The sequence below is a fragment of the Nocardia violaceofusca NBRC 14427 genome, from assembly GCF_963869435.1.
In the GTDB taxonomy this organism is placed as follows: Bacteria; Actinomycetota; Actinomycetes; order Mycobacteriales; family Mycobacteriaceae; genus Nocardia; species Nocardia aobensis.
In genome coordinates this window covers 23455-47490 of the sequence record NZ_CAWMPM010000006.1, presented here as the reverse complement: position 1 = coordinate 47490, position 24036 = coordinate 23455, and the positions used below count along the sequence as shown (strand labels likewise).

General features: G+C 67.8%; 23 protein-coding genes and 1 pseudogene. 13 read left to right on the top strand and 11 right to left on the bottom strand.

The genetic code is table 11. The features are described from left to right. Positions 1 to 113: 113 nt before the first annotated feature. Positions 114 to 1724: an alpha/beta hydrolase gene (locus tag AC5592_RS06850; protein WP_232329237.1), complete on the bottom strand. Its 1611-nt coding sequence runs from the start codon at positions 1722 to 1724 to the stop codon at positions 114 to 116. 128 nt (positions 1725 to 1852) lie between these two features. Here AC5592_RS06850 and AC5592_RS06845 point away from each other — a divergent pair, with 128 nt between their 5' ends. From AC5592_RS06845 to AC5592_RS06830, 4 genes are all read left to right on the top strand, one after another. Next, on the top strand, positions 1853 to 2182 hold the full coding sequence (locus tag AC5592_RS06845) for a GNAT family N-acetyltransferase (RefSeq protein ID WP_063063723.1): 330 nt from the start codon (positions 1853 to 1855) through the stop codon (positions 2180 to 2182). Between the two features lie 88 nt (positions 2183 to 2270). Then, positions 2271 to 2894 carry a YqgE/AlgH family protein gene (locus AC5592_RS06840; protein ID WP_083871347.1) on the top strand — a complete coding sequence of 208 codons (624 nt, stop codon included), beginning with the start codon at positions 2271 to 2273 and terminating at the stop codon, positions 2892 to 2894. 72 nt (positions 2895 to 2966) lie between these two features. After that, entirely contained in the window at positions 2967 to 3503 is a 537-nt protein-coding gene (locus tag AC5592_RS06835; protein WP_051025276.1) for a sigma-70 family RNA polymerase sigma factor, read from the top strand. Then, positions 3500 to 4411 (top strand): anti-sigma factor family protein, encoded by a 912-nt coding sequence (locus AC5592_RS06830; RefSeq protein ID WP_051025277.1) that lies wholly within the window; start codon positions 3500 to 3502, stop codon positions 4409 to 4411. The genes AC5592_RS06835 and AC5592_RS06830 overlap by 4 nt, the downstream gene beginning before the upstream one ends. Before the next feature lie 10 nt (positions 4412 to 4421). On the opposite strand, the gene AC5592_RS06825 is transcribed toward AC5592_RS06830, so the two are convergent. Continuing rightward, the gene (locus tag AC5592_RS06825; protein ID WP_051025278.1) at positions 4422 to 5456 is read right to left on the bottom strand and encodes an AraC family transcriptional regulator; all 1035 of its coding nucleotides are present in this window, start codon (positions 5454 to 5456) and stop codon (positions 4422 to 4424) included. Positions 5457 to 5570: 114 nt separating this feature from the next. Here AC5592_RS06825 and AC5592_RS06820 point away from each other — a divergent pair, with 114 nt between their 5' ends. Both AC5592_RS06820 and AC5592_RS06815 read left to right on the top strand, forming a co-directional pair. Further along, positions 5571 to 6152: a UbiX family flavin prenyltransferase gene (locus AC5592_RS06820; protein ID WP_232329236.1), complete on the top strand. Its 582-nt coding sequence runs from the start codon at positions 5571 to 5573 to the stop codon at positions 6150 to 6152. A gap of 18 nt (positions 6153 to 6170) precedes the next feature. Beyond that, positions 6171 to 7685, top strand: coding sequence for a UbiD family decarboxylase (locus AC5592_RS06815; RefSeq protein ID WP_063063722.1), 1515 nt, complete (start codon positions 6171 to 6173; stop codon positions 7683 to 7685). A gap of 61 nt (positions 7686 to 7746) precedes the next feature. Here the strand turns inward: AC5592_RS06815 and AC5592_RS06810 are convergent, their stop codons facing one another. From AC5592_RS06810 to AC5592_RS06790, 5 genes are all read right to left on the bottom strand, one after another. Continuing rightward, a complete protein-coding gene (locus AC5592_RS06810; protein WP_036506977.1) occupies positions 7747 to 8223 on the bottom strand; it encodes a hypothetical protein in 477 nt (158 codons plus the stop codon). Between the two features lie 89 nt (positions 8224 to 8312). Then, positions 8313 to 9413, bottom strand: coding sequence for an aminotransferase class I/II-fold pyridoxal phosphate-dependent enzyme (locus tag AC5592_RS06805; RefSeq protein ID WP_157121631.1), 1101 nt, complete (start codon positions 9411 to 9413; stop codon positions 8313 to 8315). Beyond that, positions 9413 to 10450, bottom strand: coding sequence for a 3-oxoacyl-ACP synthase III family protein (locus AC5592_RS06800; protein ID WP_063063721.1), 1038 nt, complete (start codon positions 10448 to 10450; stop codon positions 9413 to 9415). The genes AC5592_RS06805 and AC5592_RS06800 overlap by 1 nt, the downstream gene beginning before the upstream one ends. A gap of 19 nt (positions 10451 to 10469) precedes the next feature. Continuing rightward, positions 10470 to 11138, bottom strand: coding sequence for a hypothetical protein (locus AC5592_RS06795; RefSeq protein ID WP_063063720.1), 669 nt, complete (start codon positions 11136 to 11138; stop codon positions 10470 to 10472). Further along, positions 11135 to 12820 carry a thiamine pyrophosphate-binding protein gene (locus AC5592_RS06790; RefSeq protein ID WP_036506983.1) on the bottom strand — a complete coding sequence of 562 codons (1686 nt, stop codon included), beginning with the start codon at positions 12818 to 12820 and terminating at the stop codon, positions 11135 to 11137. The genes AC5592_RS06795 and AC5592_RS06790 overlap by 4 nt, the downstream gene beginning before the upstream one ends. A gap of 160 nt (positions 12821 to 12980) precedes the next feature. Between AC5592_RS06790 and AC5592_RS06785 the strand changes: the two genes are divergently transcribed. From AC5592_RS06785 to AC5592_RS06765, 5 genes are all read left to right on the top strand, one after another. Further along, positions 12981 to 13496, top strand: coding sequence for an EXLDI protein (locus tag AC5592_RS06785; protein WP_036506985.1), 516 nt, complete (start codon positions 12981 to 12983; stop codon positions 13494 to 13496). Positions 13497 to 13628: 132 nt separating this feature from the next. Next, on the top strand, positions 13629 to 14567 hold the full coding sequence (locus AC5592_RS06780; protein WP_036506987.1) for a daunorubicin resistance protein DrrA family ABC transporter ATP-binding protein: 939 nt from the start codon (positions 13629 to 13631) through the stop codon (positions 14565 to 14567). Next, positions 14564 to 15328: an ABC transporter permease gene (locus AC5592_RS06775; protein WP_036506990.1), complete on the top strand. Its 765-nt coding sequence runs from the start codon at positions 14564 to 14566 to the stop codon at positions 15326 to 15328. Before AC5592_RS06780 ends, AC5592_RS06775 begins: the two co-directional genes overlap by 4 nt. A 145-nt stretch (positions 15329 to 15473) precedes the next feature. After that, positions 15474 to 16823 carry an NADP-specific glutamate dehydrogenase gene (gene gdhA / locus AC5592_RS06770; protein ID WP_036506994.1) on the top strand — a complete coding sequence of 450 codons (1350 nt, stop codon included), beginning with the start codon at positions 15474 to 15476 and terminating at the stop codon, positions 16821 to 16823. A 15-nt stretch (positions 16824 to 16838) separates the two neighbouring features. Then, a complete protein-coding gene (locus AC5592_RS06765) occupies positions 16839 to 17228 on the top strand; it encodes a cupin domain-containing protein (RefSeq protein ID WP_063063719.1) in 390 nt (129 codons plus the stop codon). Positions 17229 to 17241: 13 nt separating this feature from the next. On the opposite strand, the gene AC5592_RS06760 is transcribed toward AC5592_RS06765, so the two are convergent. Continuing rightward, the gene (locus AC5592_RS06760; protein WP_036507000.1) at positions 17242 to 17853 is read right to left on the bottom strand and encodes an HAD family hydrolase; all 612 of its coding nucleotides are present in this window, start codon (positions 17851 to 17853) and stop codon (positions 17242 to 17244) included. A gap of 17 nt (positions 17854 to 17870) precedes the next feature. Then, on the bottom strand, positions 17871 to 18275 hold the full coding sequence (locus AC5592_RS06755) for an SdpI family protein (protein WP_063063718.1): 405 nt from the start codon (positions 18273 to 18275) through the stop codon (positions 17871 to 17873). A gap of 237 nt (positions 18276 to 18512) precedes the next feature. On the opposite strand from AC5592_RS06755, the gene leuS reads away from it, so the two are divergent. Further along, positions 18513 to 21425, top strand: a complete 2913-nt coding sequence (gene leuS / locus AC5592_RS06750; protein WP_063063784.1) for a leucine--tRNA ligase — start codon at positions 18513 to 18515, stop codon at positions 21423 to 21425. A 21-nt stretch (positions 21426 to 21446) separates the two neighbouring features. Here the strand turns inward: leuS and AC5592_RS06745 are convergent. Together AC5592_RS06745 and AC5592_RS06740 are read right to left on the bottom strand one after the other, a co-directional pair. Then, a pseudogene (locus AC5592_RS06745) lies at positions 21447 to 21596 on the bottom strand (polysaccharide deacetylase family protein); the annotation flags it as partial. A gap of 11 nt (positions 21597 to 21607) precedes the next feature. Beyond that, positions 21608 to 22318 (bottom strand): SDR family oxidoreductase, encoded by a 711-nt coding sequence (locus AC5592_RS06740; protein WP_063063717.1) that lies wholly within the window; start codon positions 22316 to 22318, stop codon positions 21608 to 21610. Between the two features lie 372 nt (positions 22319 to 22690). Here AC5592_RS06740 and ggh point away from each other — a divergent pair, with 372 nt between their 5' ends. Continuing rightward, positions 22691 to 24025 (top strand): glucosylglycerate hydrolase, encoded by a 1335-nt coding sequence (gene ggh / locus AC5592_RS06735; protein ID WP_036507112.1) that lies wholly within the window; start codon positions 22691 to 22693, stop codon positions 24023 to 24025. The last annotated feature ends 11 nt before the right edge of the window (positions 24026 to 24036 follow it).

Sequence of the window (24036 nt, the reverse complement as noted above, 5' to 3'; positions counted from 1 at the left end):
CAGGCGAACACGCTCACGGTACTGCGCATGCCCCGAAGATGCCGTGCACCAGATCCACCGCGGCCGCCCGGCGCCCCCGACATCCCGCCGCGACCGTCACGGTCCGGCCGGACTCACGGCATCGGCGCCTGATTTACCTGATCGATCCCGACCTCGCCGGTACGCAGATATCGCACCACGGCGTCGTCGAGCGGAGCATTACCGCGGCCGAAGGTCCCGTGGTCGCCACCGTCGACGGTGATCAGATGGCCGTGCAGCGCCGCCGCCATCGCGGGACCGCCCGGATAGGCGGTCACCGCGTCGTTGCGACTCTGCAGTACGAGCGGGGCCGTGGTCAGGCCGTGATCGGCGATCGGCACCGGTGTGGTCACGGGATCCCAATCGGCGCAGGCCAATCCGCTGCGCACCAGATCGGCGCGAGCGTCGAGGGCATTGCCGCCGGAGGCGACGATGGCGGCCGCCGAACCGATGGCGTCCATCCGGGCCGGCACCGCGTTCTCGTTGCAGGTGATCGCGGCGAACACCGCTCGACCGGTCGGGTCGGTGGTCGCCGCGCCCGCGATGGCGCGCATCCGGCGCAGGTCACCGGGCTGCGTATTCGCCTCGGCCATCGCCTGCGCCAGGCTCGGCCAGAAACCGCGGGTGTAGGCGGCCACCGTCGTCGCCGATACCAACGGCACCTGGGCCGACATACCGCCGGAGGCCAACGCGCGCACCAGATTCTGCGCCTTGCCCATCTCCTCGGCACCGGCGTTCACGCCCTCGCGCGCCAGTGCCGGCAGCGGTGCGGGCAGCTCGCGCGGCAGGTCGGCCGCCGATACCGGGGGCGGAGTCAGGTTGGCGTACCAGCCGCCGCCCTGTGCCGACACCAGCCGCACCCAGGTCTCGTACACCCGCAGCGCGGAATCGCCGAGGTGGTAGACGTTGTCGTGCTGGGCGATCCAGCCAAACAGATCGTCGAGCCGCTGTTTCCCCGCGAGCTGCTGTTGTGCGAACTGTTCGGTCCACACCCACTGCGGGTCGACGTTGGAGTCCAGCACCATCCGGTCGACACGCTCGGGGAACAGCGAGGCGTAGACCGCGCCCAGATAGGTCCCGTAGGAGATGGCGAGGAAGTCGATGCGGTCCACTCCCAGCGCCGCGCGCACCGCATCCATATCGCGGGCCGTGGCCTCAGTGGTGATGGTCCGCAGATAGCCGGGCTGGGCGGTGTCACATGCCTTCCGGAGCGGTTCGCGCTCATGGTCGGCGTCCTGTGCGATCTCGGCCCCGCAGGTCAGCGGCGTCGACCAGCGCAGGCCGCGCGGCTGCACGGCCACCAGGTCGTAGTGCTCGACCAGATCCTTCGGCAGCTGGGACAGCCGGGCGTCCCAGTAGCCGAGAGCGTCCGCACCGGGCCCGCCCGGATTGGCGAAGAGAGTCCCGTATCGCTGCCCGCTCGCGCGAATCCGGCTGACGGTGACATCGATTCGCGCGCCGTCCGGGGCGGCGTAGTCCATCGGCACCGAGATCGACGCGCAGCGGGCCGGGGTCCCCTCGCCGACGGAGCCGGCCGGGCACGTCCCGAAACCCGGTTCGGCGTGCGCGGTCACCGGCGCCAGCGCGGCGAGAACCACCGTCAGCACCGCAACGGTCACCGATCGCGCCGCCACCGGTAGTCCCCGTCGTCCCATCCGCGCCGTCTCCCCGTCCGGCCGGTCGACGGCCGTCGTCGCATCGAGCATCCGACCACTCGAGCCTCTGCATTGTCGCCACCCGTGCCGGGTGCGACAACTCGAACCACTCCCGACACGGGCAAGGATGTCGGCGGAGCCGCCCGCCCGCGGTGATCGGCACGTTCTAGGCTCAGCGGATGACGCAGGGTGCGCAGCAGAACACCGAGATTCGAGACAACCCACAGTTCGACCGATTCGAACTGTGGGTCGACGGACAGCATGCCGGGGTGGCCGCCTATCAGGACACCGCCTCCGAGCGCGCCTTCGTGCACACCGAGATCTACCCGCAGTACGAGGGCCAGGGCTACGGCCGCCTGCTGGTGCAGGGTGCGCTCGACCGGACGGTGGAACAGGGCTTCGGCATCCTGCCGCTGTGCCCGATGGTCCATCACTTCGTCGAATCCCGGCCGCGATATCTGGCGATGGTGCCGCAATGGGCGCGCGAACGATTCGGCCTGCCGCAGTAGCCGGCGGGCTCGTCGAGCCGGCCGCTCCGGAATCCAACCGCGAATCACGCGCCACTAAACACAGCGCGCGCCCCGCGACGGTGCGATGATGGCTACCGTGGCACGCGCAGAGGAACACGGCGACCGCCCGAGACGCGAATCCCGGTACGAGGAGCAGGCGGTGCGGCCCGGCACCTTGCTGGTCTCGGCAACGGAGCTGGTCGAGCCCACTTTCCGGCGCACCGTGATCTACATCGTCGAACACAACGATGCGGGCAGTCTCGGTGTCGTCCTGAACCGCCCGAGCGAAACCGCGGTGCAGGATGTGCTGCCACGCTGGGCCGATCTCGCGGCCGGACCCCGCACCCTGTATGTGGGCGGGCCGGTGAAGCGCGATTCGGCACTGTGTCTGACCACGGTCCGCGTCGGTGCCTCGATCGAGGGCATCCGCGGGCTGCGCCGCGTGGACGGTCGCGTGGCGCTGCTCGATCTGGACTCCGACCCCGACTCGATCGCACCGTTGGTCGAGGGCATCCGCATCTTCGCCGGCTACGCCGGGTGGACCTTCGGCCAGCTGGAGGGCGAACTGGAACGCGGGGACTGGATCGTGTTGTCGGCGTTGCCGTCGGATCCGCTGGCGCGACGCACCGATCTGTGGGCGCACGTGTTGCGCCGGCAGCCGCTGCCGCTGTCGCTGCTGGCGACACACCCCATCGAACTAGAACGCAATTGATTACGTATCCACGGAGTGTGGTCCCCCAACGCTCGCCTCGACCGAGGCGGCGGATACGCCCGGTCGGCGCCGATGTCTGACTCCGCGATCCCCCCCGTCGACGCGGCGCCCTCCCGGGCGCAGTTGTTGCGGGTGCTCTACGACGAGCATGCACCGACGCTGTGGCGATTCACCTACAGCCTGGTCGGCGATGCCGGGCGCGCCGAGGATATCGTGCAGGAGACGCTGCTGCGGGCATGGCAACGGCCGCAGGTCCTCGACCAGTCGACGGCCTCGGCGCGGGCGTGGCTGTTCACCGTGGCCCGGCATCTCGCGGTCGACGAATTCCGCAGTGCGCGGCATCGACGCGAGTACGGCACCGACACACCGCCCGAACAGACGGCTCCGGATGAGGCGGAACGCGCAGTGGACAGTTGGGTGATCACCGACGCGCTGGCTCGGCTGAGCTCCGATCACCGGGAGGTGATCGTGCGGGCCTATTATCGCGGATTGTCGACACAGCAGATAGCGAACGAACTGGCGATACCCGAGGGCACCGTCAAATCCCGGATGCACTACGGGATGCGAGCGTTGCGTTCGGCCCTACAGGAGATGGGGGTGACGAAATGACGGCCGACACCGCGTCACACGACGACTACGCGACCTGGGATGCGCCGTATCTGCTCGGCGCCCTCGACCGCGACCAGCGGCTCGAATACGAGGCGCATCTGGCCGACTGCGACGAATGCCGGCTCGCCGTCGCGGATCTGTCGGGCCTGCCGGGACTGCTCAGCCACGTACCCGATGACGTCGCCCTCTCGCTGCTCGACGACGAGTCCGCCCACCATGCCGGCAATTTCGGCGACGCCGGCTTCGACGCCCTGCTGAACCGGGTGCGCGCGAGCGAGGCGACCACCGACGGCGCCGGGATGCTGCCCTTCGAAGCGCATCCCGCTACCGGCCCGGCCGCCGAATCCGGCGCAGCCGAGCGGGACAGGGCCGCGGGCACGCCGACGGTCCGCGAGACGCCCTCGGAAACCGGCCGCACCGAGCCGGGGGAAGCCCCCGCCTCCCTGGCCGACGCGCGCGAGCGCAAGCGCAGCCGCAGCGGTCCATGGCTCGCCCTGGCCGGTGCGGTGGCTGCCGCCGCGGCCGCGGTCGCCATCACCATCCCGATAACCGTCGCCCATACCCAGCACAACAATCCGCCCACCGCCGAGCAGGTGGTGACGGAGCGGCAGATGGATCAGGTGATCCCGTCTCCGATCACCGCGAATTTCACTCTGACGCAACTGCGTTCCGGTACCCGGGTGAACATGTCGTGCAACTACGCGCCCTCGGATACGGATTACACCTGGGACGGCGCCCTGTGGGTGGTGCATACCGACGGCACGCAGTCGATGGTGGCCCAGTGGACGGCACATCCCGGCCAGACGGTGACCGCGGACGGCATCACATCGGCCCCACCGGATCAGATCCGATCGGTCGAAATCCGTTCGACCACAACGAATCAGGTGTTCCTGCGCGGAACGGTGTGAGCGACGGCCCTCAGCCGGTCCGCCGGGAATCGAGATCGCCCTCCACCGCGGTTTCGGCGGCGATATCGGATTTCCACCGCCGCGCGGCCCGCCGCAATGCCCGCGCGTCCGAATAGCCGAGCCGATACGCCAGTGCGGATTGGGTCGTCGTCTCGGCGACGGTGCCGGCGACGGACCGCCGCGCCAGATCGAGTTCCCGCCGCCACGTCGTACCGGATTCCGCCAGCCGGCGCTGCAGTGTTCGCGGACTCACGGCGAGCCGGCGTGCCACGGCCTCGAGTGTCGCGTCCCGTTCGCGCAACGCCTGGGTCAGTGTGCGCTGCACTCGATCCGGCCAGGTCGGGTCGCGCAGCAGCGGTGTCGCCATCATCGTGGCGTAGCGCTGGACGATCTGCGCCAGCGCGGGATCCGCGGTCGGCAGCGGTGAATTCAGATCGGCCGTGCGCAGGGTGAGGGTGTCGGCCGGCGCGTCGAAGTCGATGCGGTCGGTCCCGAAGGCTTCGGCGAAGGTGCGGTGCGATCGGGGCGGCTTCTGTCGCAGGGTGATTCGCGACGGTGACACCGATCGGCCGCTTCCGTGCCGGATGCGCGCCACGGTGCTGGCGAAAGAGGCCTGCACCGTGAGCTCGGCACCGCGGCCGTCGCCTTCCACCAGTTCCAGCGCGAGGGTTTGTTCGCCCCGCAGTTCGTCGGTGCGCACCGTGTAGCGGTGGTTGGTCGCCATCGCGGTGCCGGCTCGGCGGACGGTGGCCAGGCCCGCGCCGACGGTCGCGGCGGTGCTGAACAGATAATCGAAAATGCCGTGCTTACCGAGGTAGTAGGTCGTACTGATGCGCAATCCGCTGTCCGAGGCGGGCTGCCGGAACTCGGCGCGTTCCCACAGGCGCAAATAGGCGCCGCTGGTGACCATGCCGTATTCGCTCGTCAAAACGCTTTCGGGAACTCCGGATTCGCGCAACAGCGCGTGAATATCGAGGCCGTCCGCCGCGGTTTTCAGTACACAACGGACAATTACCGCATTATAGGCAGGTACGGACTCGTCCACCCGACCATGATAAGTGGCCGTCGGCGTGTCGCCGGCGCGAAGCTGACGTCTTCGGTCCGGTGACCGGCACGTTCGGACCTACCGTCACACGCCGTCTCCGATGAGGCTGAGGCGGTGTCACGAGGAGTGGACGAGCAGCCCACGCGGCTGGTCGTCGGGATCAGTGGAGCCACCGGAATCGCCTACGGCGTACGGGCGCTCGAATTCGCTCGCAAGGCCGGGGTGCAGACCCATCTGGTGGTCACCCCGGCCGGTCAGCAGACGCGGCAATACGAAACGGAATTGAGCGCCAGGGATCTCGCGGCGATGGCGGATGTCGTGTACCGGCCGTCCGATATCGGCGCCGCGATCGCTTCCGGATCGTTTCGAACCGCGGGAATGCTGGTGGCACCGTGTTCGATTCGCACCCTGTCGGCCATCGCCTACAGCAACGGCGACAATCTGCTGACCCGCGCCGCCGATGTCACCTTGAAGGAGCGCCGCCGGCTGGTCCTGCTGGTGCGCGAAACACCGCTGACGCTCGGCCATCTGCGGGCGATGACGGCGGTGACCGAAATGGGCGGGATCGTGATGCCACCGGCGCCCGCCTTCTATCTGCGTCCCAGCAGTATCGATGAACTCGTCGACCATACCGTCGCCCGAGCGCTGGATCTGCTGGGCATCGACGTACCGGATATGCCCCGCTGGGGCGAATGACAGTATGAGGAAACGATTGTGAATCAATCGAATACGCCGCTCAAACATCTCGAGAGCCTCCGCGAGTTCATCGCCGAACTGGAACGGATCGGGGAAATTCAGCGCATCGACACCGAGGTCGACTGGGATCTGGAAATCGGCGCGATCATCCGGCGCTCCTATGATCTCCGCGCTCCCGCACCACTTTTCACCGATATCACCGGCTACCGCGACACCGGCTTTCGCGTACTCGGCGCCCCGGGTGCGCTGTCGGGGCCGCGGCATCCGCTCGCCCGCATCGCGCTCGCGCTCGGTCTGCCGGCCGATGCCTCGGGTCAGCAGATCGTCGATGTGCTGGCGAGCGCGCGGAGCAAGCCGGGGATCGAACCGGTCGTGGTCGAGCGCGCCCAGGCCCCGTGCAAGGAGAATGTGATGCTGGGCGACGATATCGATCTGTTCGCCTTTCCCACACCGAAATTGCACGGTAACGACGGTGGCCGCTACATCCAGACCTACGGCATGAATATCGTGCGCACCCCGGACGGGGCCTGGACGAACTGGTCGATCAATCGCATGATGATCGCCGACCGCAACACCCTGGCCTGCCTGATTCCGGCACCGCAGCATCTGGGCATCATCCGGTCGAAATGGACCGAGATCGGCGCCCCGATGCCGATCGCGCTCGCCATCGGCGTCGAACCGGCGCTGCCGTGGGTCGGCGGCATGCCGCTGCCCGAGGGCGCCGACGAAAGTCATTATCTGGGAGCGCTGTTCGGCGAGGGGATCAAGGTCGTCCCCGCGGAAACGCTCGATCTGATGGTTCCCGCCACCGCGGAAATCGTGATCGAGGGCCATATTTCGCTGGACGAGACGGTGATGGAAGGTCCGTTCAACGAGTTTCCCGGGTACAACGCCACCGAGGCGACGCCGAAGCAGGTGTTCCACGTCTCCGCGATCACCTACCGGGACGACGCCATTCAGCCGACCGTGGCGGCAGGACCACCGGTCGAGGAGGATCACACGATAATCGGCGCCACGAGCGCGGCGGAAATCCTATATCTGTTGCGGGAGAACGGATTACCGGTCTCCTCGGCCTGGTACAACTTCGAGGCCGCCGTGCACTGGCTGACGCTGGCGATACGCCAGGACTGGCACGAGACCACCGGACTGGCATCACACGAATTGATCGATCGGATCGCGGCGGTGATCTTCACCGGAAAGACCTCGGTCAACGCACCGAAGATCCTGGTGGTCGAGGACGATGTCGACATCACTGCCCTCGACGAGGTGGTCTGGGCCTTCGCCACCCGCTCGCATCCCGATGTCGATCGCGGCGAATTCCATTATCCGCCCGCGGTATCCGATCAACTGGCGGTCTATCTGTCCGAGGAAGAGGCACACAGCTTCAAGGCCGGCAAGGTCGTCTACAACTGCCTGCTCGCCGATCTCTATCCCGGCGGCAGGCGCCCGGTCAAAGGCAGCTTCGAGAACGGCTGGCCCGCCGAGATCCAGCAGCGGGTGCTGTCGAACTGGCACAAGTACGGCTACCGCTGATTGCGCCGGGTCTCGGTGCGGCCCGTGCGGGCCGGCGTATGTTCCGGCCCGCTTCTCGGCCTCACAGCAGGGCGAGGGTGGTGCACAGGGCGGCGACGGCGAGGGCCTGCAGGCCGACCCGGTAGCCCAGGATGCTCTCCCACTTGTCCTGCAGCGCACGGGCGTCGGCGGGGATGACGCCGGTCATCGCCGCCTGGGTCTGCGCGGTGTTGATCGGCTTGGCGATCCGCGCGTAGAGGCCGAGCCAGGACAGCAACGCCAGCAACGCGATCCCGGCCGCCACCGCGGCGCCGGTGGCTCCCGCGACGGCCGCGACGATGACGGCGAGGACGGTGCTGATCACACCGCCGGCACCGGCGAACGGCATCCGCCGGTCGCCGTAGTAGTGCCCCCATCCGGCCGAGACGGTCATCGTCGCGTCGTCGAGTTTGGCGTAGACGGGCCGGAAGATGAGGGCGGCGGCGACATCGGTGCCGTAGACGATGGCGTTGGTCAGAACGGCCAGCACGGCGAGCACCTGGGCGGATGTGGTCAGCATGGGAAGACTCCTAGTCATCATCTAGCGTTGCTAGCTTATGCAGCAACAGTAGATGGAGATAACTAGCTTGTCTAGCGCTGCTAGAAAATTTACCGCCCCACCCCTACCGGGTAGTCGGCGCACCGATCCCCGGCGACCCGCGCGGACGGCGGATGGAGGCGTGGCACCGGCTCGGCGCGGTCGTCGAGGGCGTGCAGTACCGCGGCATCGGCACGCGGATCACCGACCGCGATCCGCGCACTGCCGTCGGGATATCCCTTGGCCGCGATCCCCGCGTCCGCCAGCGTCGCGTGCACCGCGGGCCCCGGCAGGTAGAGAAAGTTGCCGCGGCTGCACGGCACGGCGAAACCCCTGTGCCGCAGCGCAGTTCGCATCGACTCGCGTTCGGCGGTGATACCGGCGATGCGTGCGGCGAGCTCGGCCGACGCGGCATAGCAGGCGCGCACGGCCGCCACGGCGTAGTCGGGCATTCCGAACGGAAGTTGCAGCCGTCGCACCCGCGCGATCAGCTCCGGCGCACCGAAGGCATACCCGATGCGCAGTCCGGCGAGTCCGTACGCCTTCGAAAAGGTGCGCAACACCAGGAGATTGGGATAGTGGGCGATGAGTTCGTGGGGATCGACGGTCTCGGCATCGGCCAGAAATTCCACATAGGCCTCGTCCAGGATCACCGGAACATGTCGCGGCACGCCGAACAGGAAGGCCTTCAACTCCGCGGCGGGCACCACGGTTCCGGTCGGGTTGTGCGGGCGGCAGATCGCGACCAGTGCCGTGCGCTCGTTCACCGCCCGGGCCATCACCGACAGGCGTTGCCGTCCGTGCGAATCCAGCGGTATCCCAACGGTTTCCAAGCCCGCCATGGCGGCCATGATCGGATAACCGTCGAAGGTCGGGGTCGCGAACACCATGCGCCGCCCCGGCCCCGACACCGCCTGCATGATCTGCAGCACCACACCGGTCGCCCCCGCACCGACGACCACCTGATCGGGATCGACGCCGAGGTGCGCGGCGATCACGGCCGGAAGCCGCCGCGGCAGAAATTCCGGATACCGATTGGCGCCGCGCATCGCCTCGTTCACCACCGCGAGCACCGAAGGCAGTGGCGGAAAGGGGTTTTCGCTGAGCGCCAGATCGAACCGCGCCGGCGGCATCGGCTGCGTCACGACGGGTTCCCCGGCGGAGGAATTCATCACGCCGCACCCCAGCGCACCGCGGCCGCGGCCGCGAAATCCCCGGCATGGGCGAAGGCCGCCAGCAGCACCACCGAACCGTTGCGCAACCGGCCGGCCCGGTTCTCGATATCGAGGGTCACGGGAATGCCCGCGGCGAACAGATTTCCGCACCGATCGAAGGAATCGGGATGGCGTTCGGCGGGCAGTTCCAGCGCATCGTGCCAGTTCCGCAGGAACAGCCGATTCGGCTGGTTGGTGACGAAGGTGTCGATATCGCGGCCCTTGACCCCGATGCGGTCGCATACCGCGAGGGCGAGTTCGGGGACCAGCCGGTTGCCGCGCGCGAAGACCTTCGTCACCTTCGATTCGGTGAAACTCACGCAGCCCTGGCCCTCACCGGGTTCCCAGTATTTGCGTTCGGAGCCGGTGGAGAAATCCATATCCCCGGCGAATTCCGGAAAGGTGCGGCATTCCACGTCGAGGATCGGCGCACTATTGTCCTTGACCAGCAATCCCACTCCGCAGCCGTCGCCCGGCACCGGCGCCTGCGCGAGTTTGCGAATCTCGGTCTGCGTGAAGACCGGTCCGGCGGTGTTCTGCGTCGTCGCGATCAACGCGGTGCGGGCGTCGGTCGTCCGCAGAATCATCCGGGCCAGCATCATCATGTGGATGAATGCCGCACAACCGCCGTTGTGCACATCGAAGACCCATTTCGGGTTCATCCCCAGCCGCCGCGCCACCTCCGGACCGGCGCCCATGACGGGATTGTCGGGCAGCTGGGTGTGGGTGAGCAGCACGTCGATATCGGCGAGCGTGCCGGCGCCGTGCCGGTCGATCAACGGCGCGACCGCGCGTTCGACCATATCCACGGCGGTTTCGTCGCGGCCCTTGTGATGGCGGCCGTGCGGCGCGCGGAACATGACGTTCTTCGCCATTCGTTCCGAACGCGAGAATTGCGTGAAGTATTCGGTACCTACCGGTTCACCCGGCAGATAGGAGGCCACATCGACCAGACTGACCGGTGCCAGCCGCAGGGCGGGATCGGTGAAATCCATTTCGGCGTACCTATCCTTCTCACTTCATCCACTCGGGGGTGATCGGAAGCCCGTGCGCGGCACGGTATTCGGCGATCGCTTTCAGGTTGTCCAGCTCCAGCCGGTGTCCGGCGGAGAACATCTCCCAGAAATCGCCGACCCAGACCTTGCGGCCCTCCGGGGCCTTGTCGGGATAGGGATTCGTGTCGTAGAAGGGGTGGCGGCAATTGGTCCACAGCACCACCGAACCGGGCTTGTTCAACACCACCTGGGCGTCGACGACGCGCATCAGGTAGATCATCCACAGGTGGTCACCCTGGTCCCACGCACAGTGGTAGTCCACGGTCATAGCATCCGGGTTGGCCTCGGTGCGAGTGAAGATCCGGGTGTCCTTGCCCAGCCGGTCGTAGGATTCCCACAGTCCCGGGGTGGCGGTTTCGACGAAGCCACGCAGGCTGTAGGTCCATTCCTCCAAACTCTGCGTGTGCGAGAGGTATTCGTACAATTCACGCGGCGGCGCGGCGATGTAGTCCTGCACCGGGCAGAACTGCCCGAAGACCTGGTCGTGGGGATAGACCGAGCGCAGCATATCCATGATTATCGGAGTGGTCGTCTCGCGATCGGAATTCTCGATGCGCAACAATCCGGGCATGACCCGATGCGGATGGTCGGGGATATCGCTGAGCGCGGGTGCGGTGCTGATGGTCACGGATTCCTCCTCGATGCGGACAGGAAGGGGATGAACGGCGGTATCTCGTCCGGATCGCAGTCGATCGAAACGAACGAGGGCCCAGGCGTTTCCAGGCAGTACGACAGCACTGTCGCGAGTTCGGCCGGCGTCGCCGGCGAGAAGGCGGGCAGATCCGGGAACATGGCCGCCATACCGGCTCCCAGATGCGCTTTGCGGAATCTGTTGAAGCTGTATCGATCTCCGTAGAACAGTTGCTCACGGGTTACGCACATGCCATGCGCGGAGTTGTCGAGGACGACGAAGGTCACCGGCAGCCCATAGTGGATCGCGGTGTGAATTTCCATGCCGTGCATGTAGAAAGCGCCGTCCCCGGCCACGACCACGGTGCGGCGCTCGGTACCGTCGGCCCGGTGCCGGCGGGCGAAACAGGACCCGATGGCGGCGCCGAAGGCGTACCCCATGCCGCCCATGCCGAGGGCGACGACGAAGCGGCCGTCGCGCGGTGGGCGCAGGTGATGGACCACCGAAGCGCCGGTATTGCCCGCGTCGGCAAAGACGTCGGTATCGGAATGCATTGCGCCGTTGAGTGTTTCGACGATGTCGCGATACCGCAGCCCCGGCCCGTCCGCCGGCGGCACCGCCAGTGGATCGGGCGCCCGGCGCGGTCGCCGCGGTTCCGCCCGGGGCACCCGGCCCGCGCCGGTCGTCAACTCCGAGGTCAGTTCGCGGAGGGTGGCGGCCAGATCGGTACTGGTCGCGTGGACCGTGGGGAGGTAGGGCGGCTCGCCGCCGACCGACGCCGTCGACGCGCCGAGTACCGATTCGAGACCGGCTCGCGCGGTGACCGGCATCCGGGTGCCGACCAGCAGGCACAGCGCACTGCCGCGCAGGGCGTCGGCCAGTTCCGTATGGCCCATACTTCCGGCGACCCCGAGGAAGCCGTGTTCGGTGCAGTCGTACACATCCTTGGCGTCCGGTGCGACGCCGACTCCGGCGTCGAGAACCGCCGCCAGATCGCGCAGTTCGTCGCGGGCATCGTCGCGGGCGACCTGCGCGCCCGCGATGATCACGACCTTGCCGACCGCCCGGGCCGCGCGCAGCCCCTCCAGGAGCCGTTCGATACCGGCATCGTCTCGCCCGTGCATCGGTCGCGGCGCGACGAACGGATCGGCGTCGAGTTCGGCCTGCTGCACGTCTTTCGGCAGGAGCAGGACCGCCGGACCGCCCGCCCGTGCCGCCGCGACGGCGCGGGACAGATGCGCCGGTAACGAGGCGGGTGCTTCCACTCGCGCGCAATACAGGGAGATCGTGTCGAAAAGCTCTGCGGCGTCGAAGGTTCCGGCTCGTCCGCTGGAATCCTGAAACGCGCCTTTCCCTTCCAGATCGGTCGGCGCCTGGCCCACCAGCGCGAGCACCGGAATCCGCGAGGCGTGCGATTCCGCCAGTCCGGCAACCAGATTCATCGCGCCGCCTCCGGAGGTCGCGCAGACCACGCCGAAACCCGCGGTGGAGCGGGCATATCCGTCGGCCATGGTGGCGGCGGCGAATTCGTGTTTGGCCACCACCGCGGTGATCCGGTCCGCGGCGTCGTAGGCCGCGTCGTAGAGATCTTCGATATTGGCGCCGTCTACCCCGAAGATATGTCGCACGCCCATGTTCGATACGGCCTGCACCAGATAGTCGACCACTCGTGTCGGCATCGCCGCTCCTTCCCGTGGGGCGGTCCGAAGCCGGCCGCACTGCCGGACCGAACGCACTCAGCGGGGATACGAAGCACGCCCCCGGTCGGTTCACCGCCGCCGCATGCCATCTCGGAAAGACGGTCTTGTGTGTGCGTATACATCTACGTATAGTTGGGTCATGCCGAACAAGACCGTGTACGTCTCCGATGACGATCTCCCCCTGTTCCAGCGCGCACAGGAGCTGGTCGGCGGCAATCTGTCGGGTGCGATCGTGACGGCACTGCGCCGGTACATCGAACTGGAGGAGGGACGCCTGCAGGGATACGACGAAATCGTCCTGCGGGTCGGCCACAACGGCGCCCGGCAGGTGCGGTTCTCGGGCGCACTACTCACCGAGTCGAGTGATATGAGCGACGCGCGTTTCGAGCGGATCCGCGTATTCCGCACGCGCAAGGGCAAATACGTGCTACACCGGCAGCGCTCCGAATGGAGCGAGTACCCCACCGATACGAACTGGCTGAAAGATCTGACCAATTGGCGGCGGATGCTCGGCGTCACCGATCCGGACTGGGGTGAATTCACCCTGGACATCTACGAGTCGCCGGCCGACCTGAAAGGCAGGGTTCCCGACAAGCTGTACGACCGCATCAGCGATCTGACCGAGCATCCGCAGATCGAGGATCTCGACATCTGATCGACCGCTTCGGGCCGACATGAATTCGGCTGCAAGACAATTCGATATCGACCCCCCTTGTCCGCCGGAAACCCGCGGACACGGCTCGGTCGACGCATGCATTCATCGCTATCTTTATATGAAAGGACGACCATGAGTTCACCGGCCATCTCGGTCACCGGCCTGCGCAAATCGTTCGCCGACCACGTGGTGCTCGACGGTATCGACCTCACCGTGCCCGAGGGCAGGATCTTCGCGCTGCTCGGTCCCAACGGCGCGGGCAAGACCACCACCGTCCACATCCTCGCCACCCTGACCCGGCCCGACGACGGCAGTCTGCGCGTCGGTGGCCACGATCCGGTCGCCGAACCCGATGCCGTCCGCACCGCCATCGGCGTGACCGGCCAGTTCTCGGCGGTCGACGAACTGCTCACCGGACGCGAGAACCTGCTGCTGATGGCGGATCTGCACCATCTGCCCCGCGGCGAGGGCCGGCGCGTCGCCGAGGACCTGCTGACCCGCTTCGACCTGCGCGACGCCGCCGACAAGGTCGCCGGAAGCTACTCCGGCGGTATGACACGCCGGCTCGACCTGGCGATGACGCTGGTCGGCGAGCCGCGCATCATCTTCCTCGACGAACCCACGGTGGGCCTGGACCCACGCAGCCGGCGCGGAATGTGGGACATCATCCGCGAACTGGTCGCCGACGGCGTCACCATCTTCCTCACCACCCAGTACCTGGAGGAGGCCGACCAACTCGCGCACCGGATCGCGGTACTCGACCACGGCCGGATCGTCGCCGAGGGCACACCCGAACAACTGAAACGCCTGGTGCCGGGCGGACATATCCGCCTGACCTTCGGCGACGACGAACAACTGCGCAGCGCCGCCGGACTACTCGGCGGCACGACCACGGACTCGACGCTGGCGGTGCCCAGCGACGGCGGCGTCGCATCGCTGCGCGACGTGCTGGACCGGCTCGGCCGCGCCCATCTCGAGCCCGAGAGCCTCTCGGTACACACTCCCGATCTCGACGACGTCTTCCTCACCCTCACCGGCCACACCGCACCCGAGAAGGAAACCGCACGATGACCACGCACACCCTCGCCGACTCCCGCACCATGCTGCGCCGGAACCTGGTGCACGCCAAGCGATATCCCGGCATGACGATCAGCATGTTCGTCATGCCGCTGGTGATGCTGCTGATGTTCGATTACATCTTCGGCGGCGCGCTGGAGAAGGCCACCGGCGGCAGCTACATCGACTATCTGGTCCCCGGCATGATGCTCATCATCCCGGCCTATCTGGTGGTCGGCGTCGCGGTGGCGATCGCCTCGGATATGACCAAGGGCATCGTGAACCGGTTCCGGACCATGCCCATGGCACATTCCTCGATCCTCACCGGACAGGTCGCCGGAACCGTGATCCAGGGCGTGCTCGGCGTCGGGCTGATGGTCGCGGTCGCCGTGCTGATCGGCTTCCGGCCCGATGCCACGATCGTGGAGTGGCTGGCCGCCTTCGGCCTCATCATCCTGGTGATCTTCGGATTGGCCTGGCTCGGAGTGGGTTTCGGGCTGGCCGCCAAGACGCCGGAGGGCGCGAGCAACACCCCCACTCCGCTGATCTTCCTTCCCTTCCTCGGCAGCGGCCTGGCCCCCACCGACACGATGCCCGCCGGTGTCCGCCAGTTCGCGCAGTACCAGCCCTTCACACCCCTGACCGAAACCCTGCGCGGACTGCTCATGGGTACGGCCATCGGAGGTAACGGCGTCGCGGCGGTGGCCTGGTGCCTCGGTTTCGCGGCGGTCGGCTACCTGTGGTCGCGCTCGTTGTTCCGCCGTAAGACCAACTGAGCTACCACTCAGTGATTAACGGACATACCGGTCGAAACCGCATCGTCCGCGCGTGAGAACGTAAGACAGAGGCCGAACGGCCCGGGCCGGCACCATCCGGCCCGGGCCGGTGGCGCAGTCGACGACGACCGGAAGGAGTGCGTCCATGGCCGCCCTGGACGAGAAGCTGCAGGACATCTATGCCGAGGTACTGCAGCGCAACCCCGGCGAATCGGAGTTCCACCAGGCTGTTCGGGAAGTGCTGGACAGCCTCGGGCCGGTCGTCGCCAAACATCCCCAGTACGTCGACGCCGCGGTGATCCGGCGGTTGTGCGAACCGGAGCGGCAGATCATCTTCCGTGTCCCATGGGTCGACGACAGCGGGACGGTGCAGATCAATCGCGGTTTCCGGGTGGAGTTCAATTCGGCGCTCGGGCCCTACAAGGGCGGCCTGCGATTCCATCCGTCGGTCTATCTGGGCATCGTGAAATTCCTCGGCTTCGAGCAGATCTTCAAGAACTCGCTCACCGGAATGCCGATCGGCGGCGGCAAGGGCGGCTCGGATTTCGACCCCAAGGGGCGCTCGGATGCGGAGGTGATGCGCTTCTGCCAATCCTTCATGACCGAGCTGTACCGGCACATCGGCGAACACACCGATGTGCCGGCCGGTGACATCGGCGTCGGCGGGCGCGAGATCGGCTACCTGTTCGGCCAGTACAAACGCATCACCAACCGCTACGAATCCGGCGTGCTCACCGGTAAGGGGCTGAGCTGGGGCGGCTCGCAGGTCCGCCCCGAGGCGACCGGATACGGCACCGTCTTCTTCACCGAGCAGATTCTCGACCGGCGCGGCGACAGTTTCGAGGGCAAACGCGTGGTGATCTCCGGCTCCGGCAATGTCGCGATCTACGCCGTGGAGAAGGTGCACCAGCTGGGCGGCACCGTCGTCGCCTGTTCCGACTCCTCCGGTTACATCGTCGACGACAAGGGGATCGACCTCGAACTGCTCAAGGAGATCAAGCACGACCGCCGCGGCCGCATCCACGAATACCCCGATATCGCCCGCGGCTCGGCATATTTCGTGGACTCGGGCTCGATCTGGGCGGTGCCGTGCGATATCGCGCTGCCGTGTGCGACGCAGAACGAACTCAACGGCAGCGACGCCCGCCTGCTGATCGAGAACGGCTGCGCCATCGTCGCCGAGGGCGCCAACATGCCCTGCACCCCCGAGGCCTTCCGGCTGCTGATCGACGCGGGCGTGACCTTCGCACCGGGCAAGGCCGCCAATGCCGGTGGCGTGGCCACCAGCGCGCTCGAGATGCAGCAGAACGCTTCCCGCGATTCGTGGACATTCGAGCACACCGAGCAACGCCTCGAAACGATCATGCGCGGCATCCACGACCGCTGCCTCGAGACCGCCGAGGAGTACGGCACCCCGGGCGATTACGTGGCCGGCGCGAACATCGCCGGTTTCACCCAGGTCGCCGACGCGATGCTGGCGTTGGGCATCGTCTAGCCGCATCATCGGGATATGCCCCTTCCCGGACGCTTCCGGCCCAATCCGCCGCCGGCCGTGGGTACCCGCAGCCGGGTGCTGCTGCGATTCCGGTGCGCGGGGCGGGATTTCCTGCTCCGGCAGACGATCGTCGAACCGGGCGGTGACAGCGGCTGGCACTATCACGACGGCACCCTGTTCGTCCTGGTCACCGGCAGTGCCCTGGACCACCCCGGAACCGACTGCGTACCGGTCACCTATCGCCCGGGCCGGATGTTCCGCGAGCCCGCCGGCGCCACTCACGCTCACACGGCCCGCAACCGCACTCGAAAACCCTTGCGGCTCACCGTGTTCTACGTCCTCCCGGCCGGCAGTCCGCTGTCCCGTCCGGTCCCCGGGCCGGAGTGCGACACAGACCGGCGGTAGGCGCCCGGCCGGGTCAGCTCACGAGTTCGTGCAGCAGGCCGGGGAATTCGGTGAGGTCGCGCAGGACGACATCGGCGCCGGCGGCCCGCAGCTCGGCCGCGTCACACGGACCGCTGGTCACGCCGACCGCATAGGCCGCCGCAGTGCGGGCGCCGCGCATATCGCCGATATGGTCGCCCACGTACACGCTCGCCTCGTGGTCGCGCAGCGCCTGGGCCTTCTGCTCGGCCCACAGGTCGCCGATCACCGCGTCGGCCGGGATGTCGAGGTGGGTCAGATGCAGTTTCGCGTTCGGCTCGTATTTGCCGGTGACCACGATCACGCGGCCGCCCAGCGCCCGCACCGCCGCGGCCGCGGCGCGGGCGCCGGGCAGTTCCACCGTGCCGGTGATCGCGTACTCCGGATACATCTCCCGATACAGATCGGCGACGGCCGCGACGCGGTCGGCGGGGAACCAGTTGGCCAGCTCGTGTTCCAGCGGCGGGCCGAGGCGGGTGACGACCAGATCGCTGTCGATCGGCGTGCCGGTGCGCCGCGACAATTCCCGATAGCAGGCGCGGATACCGGGACGGGAATCGATCAGCGTCATATCGAGGTCGAAGCCGACCGTGAGCGGTGCCGTCATACCGGACGGCGGGCGGATCACTCGGCCGGCTGGCAGGCGTCGCGCAGTGAGCACGCGCCGCAGGAGCTACCGCAGCCGCCCGCCTCGGCCGGGGCGAGGCCCGCGATGGCCTCGTTCGCCGCGTTCACACCGGCGCCCAGGGTGAACAGCGCCACGACCAGCGCTACCGCGGCGGCGGCCGAGCCCACCCATACGGTCGCGACCAGCGCGATCGCACCGGCGGCGGCGAGCAGCAGACCCGCACCGACCGAGGTGGGCCCGGCGACGCGGTTGGCCACGCGATACGCCTCTTCGGTGCGCAGGGCCTCTTCGGTGTGAACACCGAAGAAACGATTGGGTGGCAGGGTGCCGGTCAGCCCGAGCACGCCCGTGACCAGGGCCACGGCCGCAAGCAGAAACAGGAGGAGCGCGACCACGAACACCCGGAATACGGTACTCCGGTATCAAAACGTGGTGCCCGCGGGGCTCGCCGCCGCCACGAACGCCCCGCTCACCCCTTTTTGGGTGCTGACGTGCGCAGGCTCTACCCTGAGTGACGACGTTGTCCACAGACGTTCACCAGGGGAACTCGGCGACAAGAAGGCAGGACCGTGCAGGACACTCGTGCAACCGATACAGCCGGCGCATCGACCGGCCGGGGTGACGGGCCCGAAAGCAGCCTGCCCACGCTTCCCGGAACCGATGTGCCCGCACACCGCTACAACGCCGAACTGGCCGGTGCCCTGGAGAGCAAGTGGCAGCGGGTGTGGGCGGAGCGCGGCACCTTCCACGCGCCGAACCCGGTCGGCCCGCTGGCCGGCGAGACTCCGGCCGACAAGCTGTTCATCCAGGACATGTTTCCGTATCCGTCGGGTGCGGGCCTGCACGTCGGCCATCCGCTGGGCTATATCGCCACCGACGTGTTCGCGCGGTACCACCGCATGCACGGTCGCAACGTGCTGCACGCCCTGGGGTACGACGCCTTCGGCCTGCCCGCCGAGCAGTACGCGGTGCAGACCGGCGCGCATCCCCGGGTGACCACCGAATCCAATATCGCCACCATGCAGCGCCAGCTGGACCGGCTGGGCCTGGGCCACGACCGGCGCCGCTCGTTCGCCACCACCGACCCCGAGTTCTACAAGTGGACGCAGTGGATCTTCCTGCGCATCTACAACGCCTGGTACGACACCTCGGCGAACAAGGCCCGCCCGATCGCGGATCTGGTGGCCGCCTTCGCCGCCGGCGAGCGGCCCACCCCCGACGGTCGCGCGTGGGCCGAGTTGTCCCCCGCCGAACAGGGCGAGATCCTGGACTCGTATCGCCTGGTCTACCAATCGGATTCGATGGTCAACTGGTGCCCGGGACTGGGCACCGTGCTGGCCAACGAAGAAGTCACCGCCGACGGTCGCAGTGAGCGCGGCAATTTCCCGGTGTTCCGGAAACGCCTGCGACAGTGGATGATGCGCATCACCGCCTACTCCGACCGCCTGGTCGACGATCTGGACCTGCTGGACTGGCCGGACAACGTGAAGGCCATGCAGCGCAACTGGATCGGGCGTTCCCGGGGTGCCGAGGTCTCGTTCGCCGTGGCGCGAGCGACGGGCGCGGAGGAGGCAGCCGGCGTAACCACGGAGCGCCCCGGGAGCGCCACCGTCGATACAGCGAACGGGGAGAACATCGAGGTCTTCACGACCCGGCCCGACACGCTGTTCGGGGCTAGCTACGTGGTGCTGGCTCCCGAGCACGAACTGGTGGACCGGCTGGCCGCCGCGCAGTGGCCCGCGGACGTCGACACCCGGTGGACCTTCGACGCGCCCTCCCCTGCCGAAGCCGTCGCGGCCTACCGTAAGTCGATCGCCGCCAAATCCGATCTGGAGCGGCAGGAGAACAAGGAGAAGACCGGCGTCTTCCTGGGCGCCTACGCCACCAACCCGGTCAACGGCGCGCAGTTGCCGATCTTCATCGCCGACTATGTGCTGTCGGGCTACGGCACCGGCGCGATCATGGCGGTGCCCGGCCACGACCAGCGCGACTGGGAGTTCGCGCGGGCGTTCGGCCTGCCGATCGTGGAAGTGATCGCCGGAGGTGACATCTCGGAGTCGGCGTACTCGGGCGACGGCCTGCTGGTGAACTCCGACTACCTGAACGGGCTGGACGTCGAGACCGCCAAGGCCACCGTCGTCGAACGCCTGGAACGCGACGGCCACGGCAAGGGCACCATCCAGTACAAGCTGCGCGACTGGCTGTTCGCCCGCCAGCGCTACTGGGGCGAGCCGTTCCCGATCGTCTACGACGAGCAGGGTGCGGCCCATCCGCTGCCGGAATCGATGCTGCCGGTGGAACTTCCGGAGGTGCGCGACTTCGCGCCGGTCACCTTCGATCCCGACGACGCCGATTCCGAACCGTCGCCGCCGCTGGCCAAGGCGACCGATTGGGTGACCGTCGAACTGGATCTAGGCGACGGTCCGAAGACCTACCGCCGCGACACCAACGTGATGCCGCAGTGGGCCGGTAGCTCCTGGTACCAGCTGCGCTACACCGACCCGACCAACTCGGAGGCGTTCTGCGCGCCGGAGAACGAGCGCTACTGGCTGGGCCCGCGCCCGGCCGAACACGGTGCGAACGACCCCGGCGGCGTCGATCTGTACGTCGGCGGCGTGGAACACGCGGTGCTGCATCTGCTGTACGCGCGGTTCTGGCAGAAGGTGCTGTTCGACCTGGGCGAGGTGTCGGGTCCGGAGCCGTACCGGCGCCTGTTCAACCAGGGCTACATCCAGGCCTTCGCGTACACCGACGAGCGCGGAACCTACATTCCGGCCGCCGAGGTGGTGGAGCGGGACGGCAAGTTCTTCTGGACGAACACCTCCGGTGTGGAGATCGAGGTCTTCCAGGAGTACGGCAAGATCGGCAAATCGCTGAAGAACGCCATCTCCCCCGACGAGATGTGCGATCTGTACGGCGCGGACACCTTCCGGCTGTACGAGATGTCGATGGGCCCGCTGGACACCTCACGTCCCTGGGCGACCAAGGACGTCGTCGGCGCGCACCGCTTCCTGCAGCGGGTGTGGCGCCTGGTGGTCGACGAGGAGTCCGGGGCCGCGCGTGTCACCGACGCCGAGCCGGCCGATGCCACACTTCGCCTGCTGCACAAGACGATCGACGGTGTCGACGCCGACTACGCCGCCCTGCGCGACAACACCGCCGGCGCGAAGCTGATCGAGCTGACCAACCATCTGACCAAGCAGTACCCGCAGGGCGCCCCGCGCACCGTGGTGGAACCGCTGGTGCTGATGCTGGCCCCGATGGCCCCGCATATCGCCGAGGAACTGTGGGAACGCCTGGGGCACAGCACGGCGCTGGCGCACGGCCCCTTCCCGATCGCGGATCCCGCACTGCTGGTGGAGGATTCGGTCGAATATCCGATCCAGGTCAACGGCAAGGTCCGCAGCCGGGTCAGTGTACCGGCGGATGCCGATGCGAAGACGGTGGAGACGGCGGCGCTCGCCGACGAGAAGCTGCTGGAATTCCTGGCCGGCAAGACCCCGCGCAAGGTCATCGTCGTGCCCGGCAAGCTGGTGAACGTCGTCGCGTGACACGTTCCCGCGCTGGGGATTTCAGCGCGGCGACAACAGCACGTCGTCGAGGGTGACCATCGAGAGCCGGCGCTCGCGGATGATGTCGACCAACCGGCCGTAACAATGCGTGACGGCCGGATGGTTGGCATGGCCGATGACGATCGCCTGCGGGGTGGAGTACTTCGCGGCCTCCAGCCGATTCAGCGGGCGATCGGGCGCAGCACGATCTCGGTCGGGTGCCCGTCGCGAGGCGTCTCGACGGCATTGCGGACGGCACGGGCGACGGTCGCCGCGGTGAGAAATTCGTCCGGGTTGTAATCCCGCTCCTCGGAGGCGACGATCGCGCGCTGCATTTCGGTGTCGATGCGCCCCGGGTGGACGGAGGTGACGCGCAGGCTCGGTTCCTCCAGCCGCAGCGCGTCACCGAAGGCGCGCAGCCCGAATTTGCTCGCGGCGTATACGCCCCAGCCCGGGTTGGCACGCAGGCCGGCGCCCGAATTGATCAGCACCACATGGCCGCTCGCGGCGCGCAGCGCGGGAAGTAGCAGCCGGGTCAGCTCGGCGACGGCAATCAGATTGGCTTCCAGGGTGTTTCGCCACTGCTCGACCGACGATTCGGCGAGCGATCCCAGTTCGGCGATACCCGCGTTGTGCACCAGTACGTCCAGGCGGTCGATCGACGCCGTGGCGGCGGGCAGTGCGGCGTAATCGGTCAGATCGACCGGCCACGGTTCGGCATCGGGAAGTTCCGTCCGGATCGGCGCCAGCGATTCCGCCGAGCGCGCGCCCAGCAGCAGCCGGTGCGTTCCCGCCAGCTCCCGCGCGATCGCGGCCCCCAGGCCCCGGCTGGCGCCGGTGATCAAGGCGGTCGGTACATCCTGTGCGGCAGTGGATTCCGAAGTTGCGGCCATGTGCCCACCGTAGACCCCCCACCGCCCCGGCTGGGGCGGCGCTTGCCACGCACGGCACCGTCGCGGCGCTACGCACGGCACCGTCGCGGCGCTACGCACCGGGGAGGGACGTCCCGGACAATTGCACCGCCGCGAGCGGACATCTGTCGTCCATCGGTGGCGAGCCCCGGCCGATGGGTGTAATCCGGATTCGAACAACCGGCTCACAGCGGCGGGCGGGGACGAACACCGCGCATGACGAAGAACGAGGCGATGAGGGTGGACACTGCCGAACAGGTGACCGGGCCGGACCATGCCCCAGCAGCGGCCGGTGTGCGGCACGCGACGCCGGGGCGGCGCGCATATCTGAAGGTGACGTCGCAGAATAGGGAAATGAACGGTCCCGGCTTCACCCCCACCCAACTGGCTGCCCGGGCCTCCTATCTGCTCCGCGGCAACGATCTGGGGACCATGACCAGCGCGGCCCCGAAGCTCTATCCCCATATGTGGAGCTGGGACGCCGCCTTCGTCGCGGTCGGCTTGGCGCCGCTGAGTGTGGAGCGCGCCGTGGTCGAACTCGACACCCTGCTGTCGGCGCAGTGGCGCAACGGGATGATCCCGCACATCGTGTTCGCCAACGGGGTGGACGGCTATTTCCCGGGACCGAGCCGGTGGGAGTGTCGCCGGCTGGCCACGAACGCCCCCGCCGGTCCCGATACATCGGGCATCACCCAGCCGCCGGTGCACGCGATCGCGGTTCAGCGCATCCTCGACCATTCCCGGCGCCACGGCCGCACCACCCGGGCGGTTGCCGCGGAATTCCTGGATCGGCGCTGGGTCGATCTGATGCGGTGGCATCGCTGGCTGGCCCATGCCCGCGACCCCAAACAGCACGGCCGGATCACCCTGTATCACGGCTGGGAATCCGGAATGGATAATTCGCCGCGGTGGGATCGCGCCTACGCCAACGTGGTGGTCGGCGACCTGCCGCCGTATCGGCGGGCCGATATCGACGTGGTCGACCCGGCGCAGCGTCCCTCCGATCGCGAATACGACCGCTACCTGTGGCTTGTGGAACAAATGCGTCGTTGTGGATACGACGATTTTCAACTCGCCTCGACGATGAGCTTCGCTGTGGAGGATGTCTTCGTCACCGCCGTCTTCGCGCTGGCCTGCGAGGTGCTGGCGGGAATCGGGGAGGACTACCGCATGCCGCACGCCGACGTCCGCGAGCTCTACGAGTGGGCCGACTATTTCCGCGCCGGCGTGATCGCTACCGCCGACCCGCGCTCCGGCGCCGCGCGCGACTTCGACCTGCGCGCCGACGAGTGGATCGGCACCGAGACGCTGGCCATGTTCGCACCGCTGCTGTGCGGGGGGCTGCCGCGCGCCACCGAACGCAGCCTGCTGCGACTGTTCGAAGGTCCGCGCTTCTGCGGACACCCCGATCTGCGCTACGCGCTGCCGCCCTCGACCTCGCCGGTGTCGAAGGATTTCCGCCCCCGCGAATACTGGCGCGGGCCGGTCTGGCCGGTGATGAGCTGGCTGTTCTCCTGGGTCTTCGCCCGCCGCGGCTGGGCCGAACGGTCCTTCATGCTGCGTGCGGAAGGTTTGCGGCAGGCGGGCGACGGCAGCTTCGCGGAGTACTACGACCCGTTCACCGGGGACCCGCTGGGGAGCATGCAGCAGTCCTGGACGGCGGCCGCGGTCCTCGACTGGCTCGGATGAGTCACACGTAA

Excerpts from the sequence above, each read along its gene's own strand:
- AC5592_RS06780 (WP_036506987.1), top strand. The coding sequence starts at position 13,629 with ATGAGTTCACCGGCCATCTCGGTCACCGGCCTGCGCAAATCGTTCGCC.
- AC5592_RS06775 (WP_036506990.1), top strand. The coding sequence starts at position 14,564 with ATGACCACGCACACCCTCGCCGACTCCCGCACCATGCTGCGCCGGAAC.
- AC5592_RS06790 (WP_036506983.1), bottom strand. The coding sequence starts at position 12,820 with ATGCCGACACGAGTGGTCGACTATCTGGTGCAGGCCGTATCGAACATG.
- AC5592_RS06800 (WP_063063721.1), bottom strand. The coding sequence starts at position 10,450 with ATGGATTTCACCGATCCCGCCCTGCGGCTGGCACCGGTCAGTCTGGTC.
- AC5592_RS06845 (WP_063063723.1), top strand. The coding sequence starts at position 1,853 with ATGACGCAGGGTGCGCAGCAGAACACCGAGATTCGAGACAACCCACAG.
- ggh (WP_036507112.1), top strand. The coding sequence starts at position 22,691 with ATGAACGGTCCCGGCTTCACCCCCACCCAACTGGCTGCCCGGGCCTCC.
- gdhA (WP_036506994.1), top strand. The coding sequence starts at position 15,474 with ATGGCCGCCCTGGACGAGAAGCTGCAGGACATCTATGCCGAGGTACTG.
- AC5592_RS06835 (WP_051025276.1), top strand. The coding sequence starts at position 2,967 with ATGTCTGACTCCGCGATCCCCCCCGTCGACGCGGCGCCCTCCCGGGCG.
- AC5592_RS06805 (WP_157121631.1), bottom strand. The coding sequence starts at position 9,413 with ATGAATTCCTCCGCCGGGGAACCCGTCGTGACGCAGCCGATGCCGCCG.
- AC5592_RS06840 (WP_083871347.1), top strand. The coding sequence starts at position 2,271 with ATGGCTACCGTGGCACGCGCAGAGGAACACGGCGACCGCCCGAGACGC.
- AC5592_RS06850 (WP_232329237.1), bottom strand. The coding sequence starts at position 1,724 with ATGCTCGATGCGACGACGGCCGTCGACCGGCCGGACGGGGAGACGGCG.
- AC5592_RS06765 (WP_063063719.1), top strand. The coding sequence starts at position 16,839 with ATGCCCCTTCCCGGACGCTTCCGGCCCAATCCGCCGCCGGCCGTGGGT.
- AC5592_RS06830 (WP_051025277.1), top strand. The coding sequence starts at position 3,500 with ATGACGGCCGACACCGCGTCACACGACGACTACGCGACCTGGGATGCG.
- AC5592_RS06810 (WP_036506977.1), bottom strand. The coding sequence starts at position 8,223 with ATGCTGACCACATCCGCCCAGGTGCTCGCCGTGCTGGCCGTTCTGACC.
- AC5592_RS06785 (WP_036506985.1), top strand. The coding sequence starts at position 12,981 with ATGCCGAACAAGACCGTGTACGTCTCCGATGACGATCTCCCCCTGTTC.
- AC5592_RS06740 (WP_063063717.1), bottom strand. The coding sequence starts at position 22,318 with ATGGCCGCAACTTCGGAATCCACTGCCGCACAGGATGTACCGACCGCC.
- AC5592_RS06760 (WP_036507000.1), bottom strand. The coding sequence starts at position 17,853 with ATGACGGCACCGCTCACGGTCGGCTTCGACCTCGATATGACGCTGATC.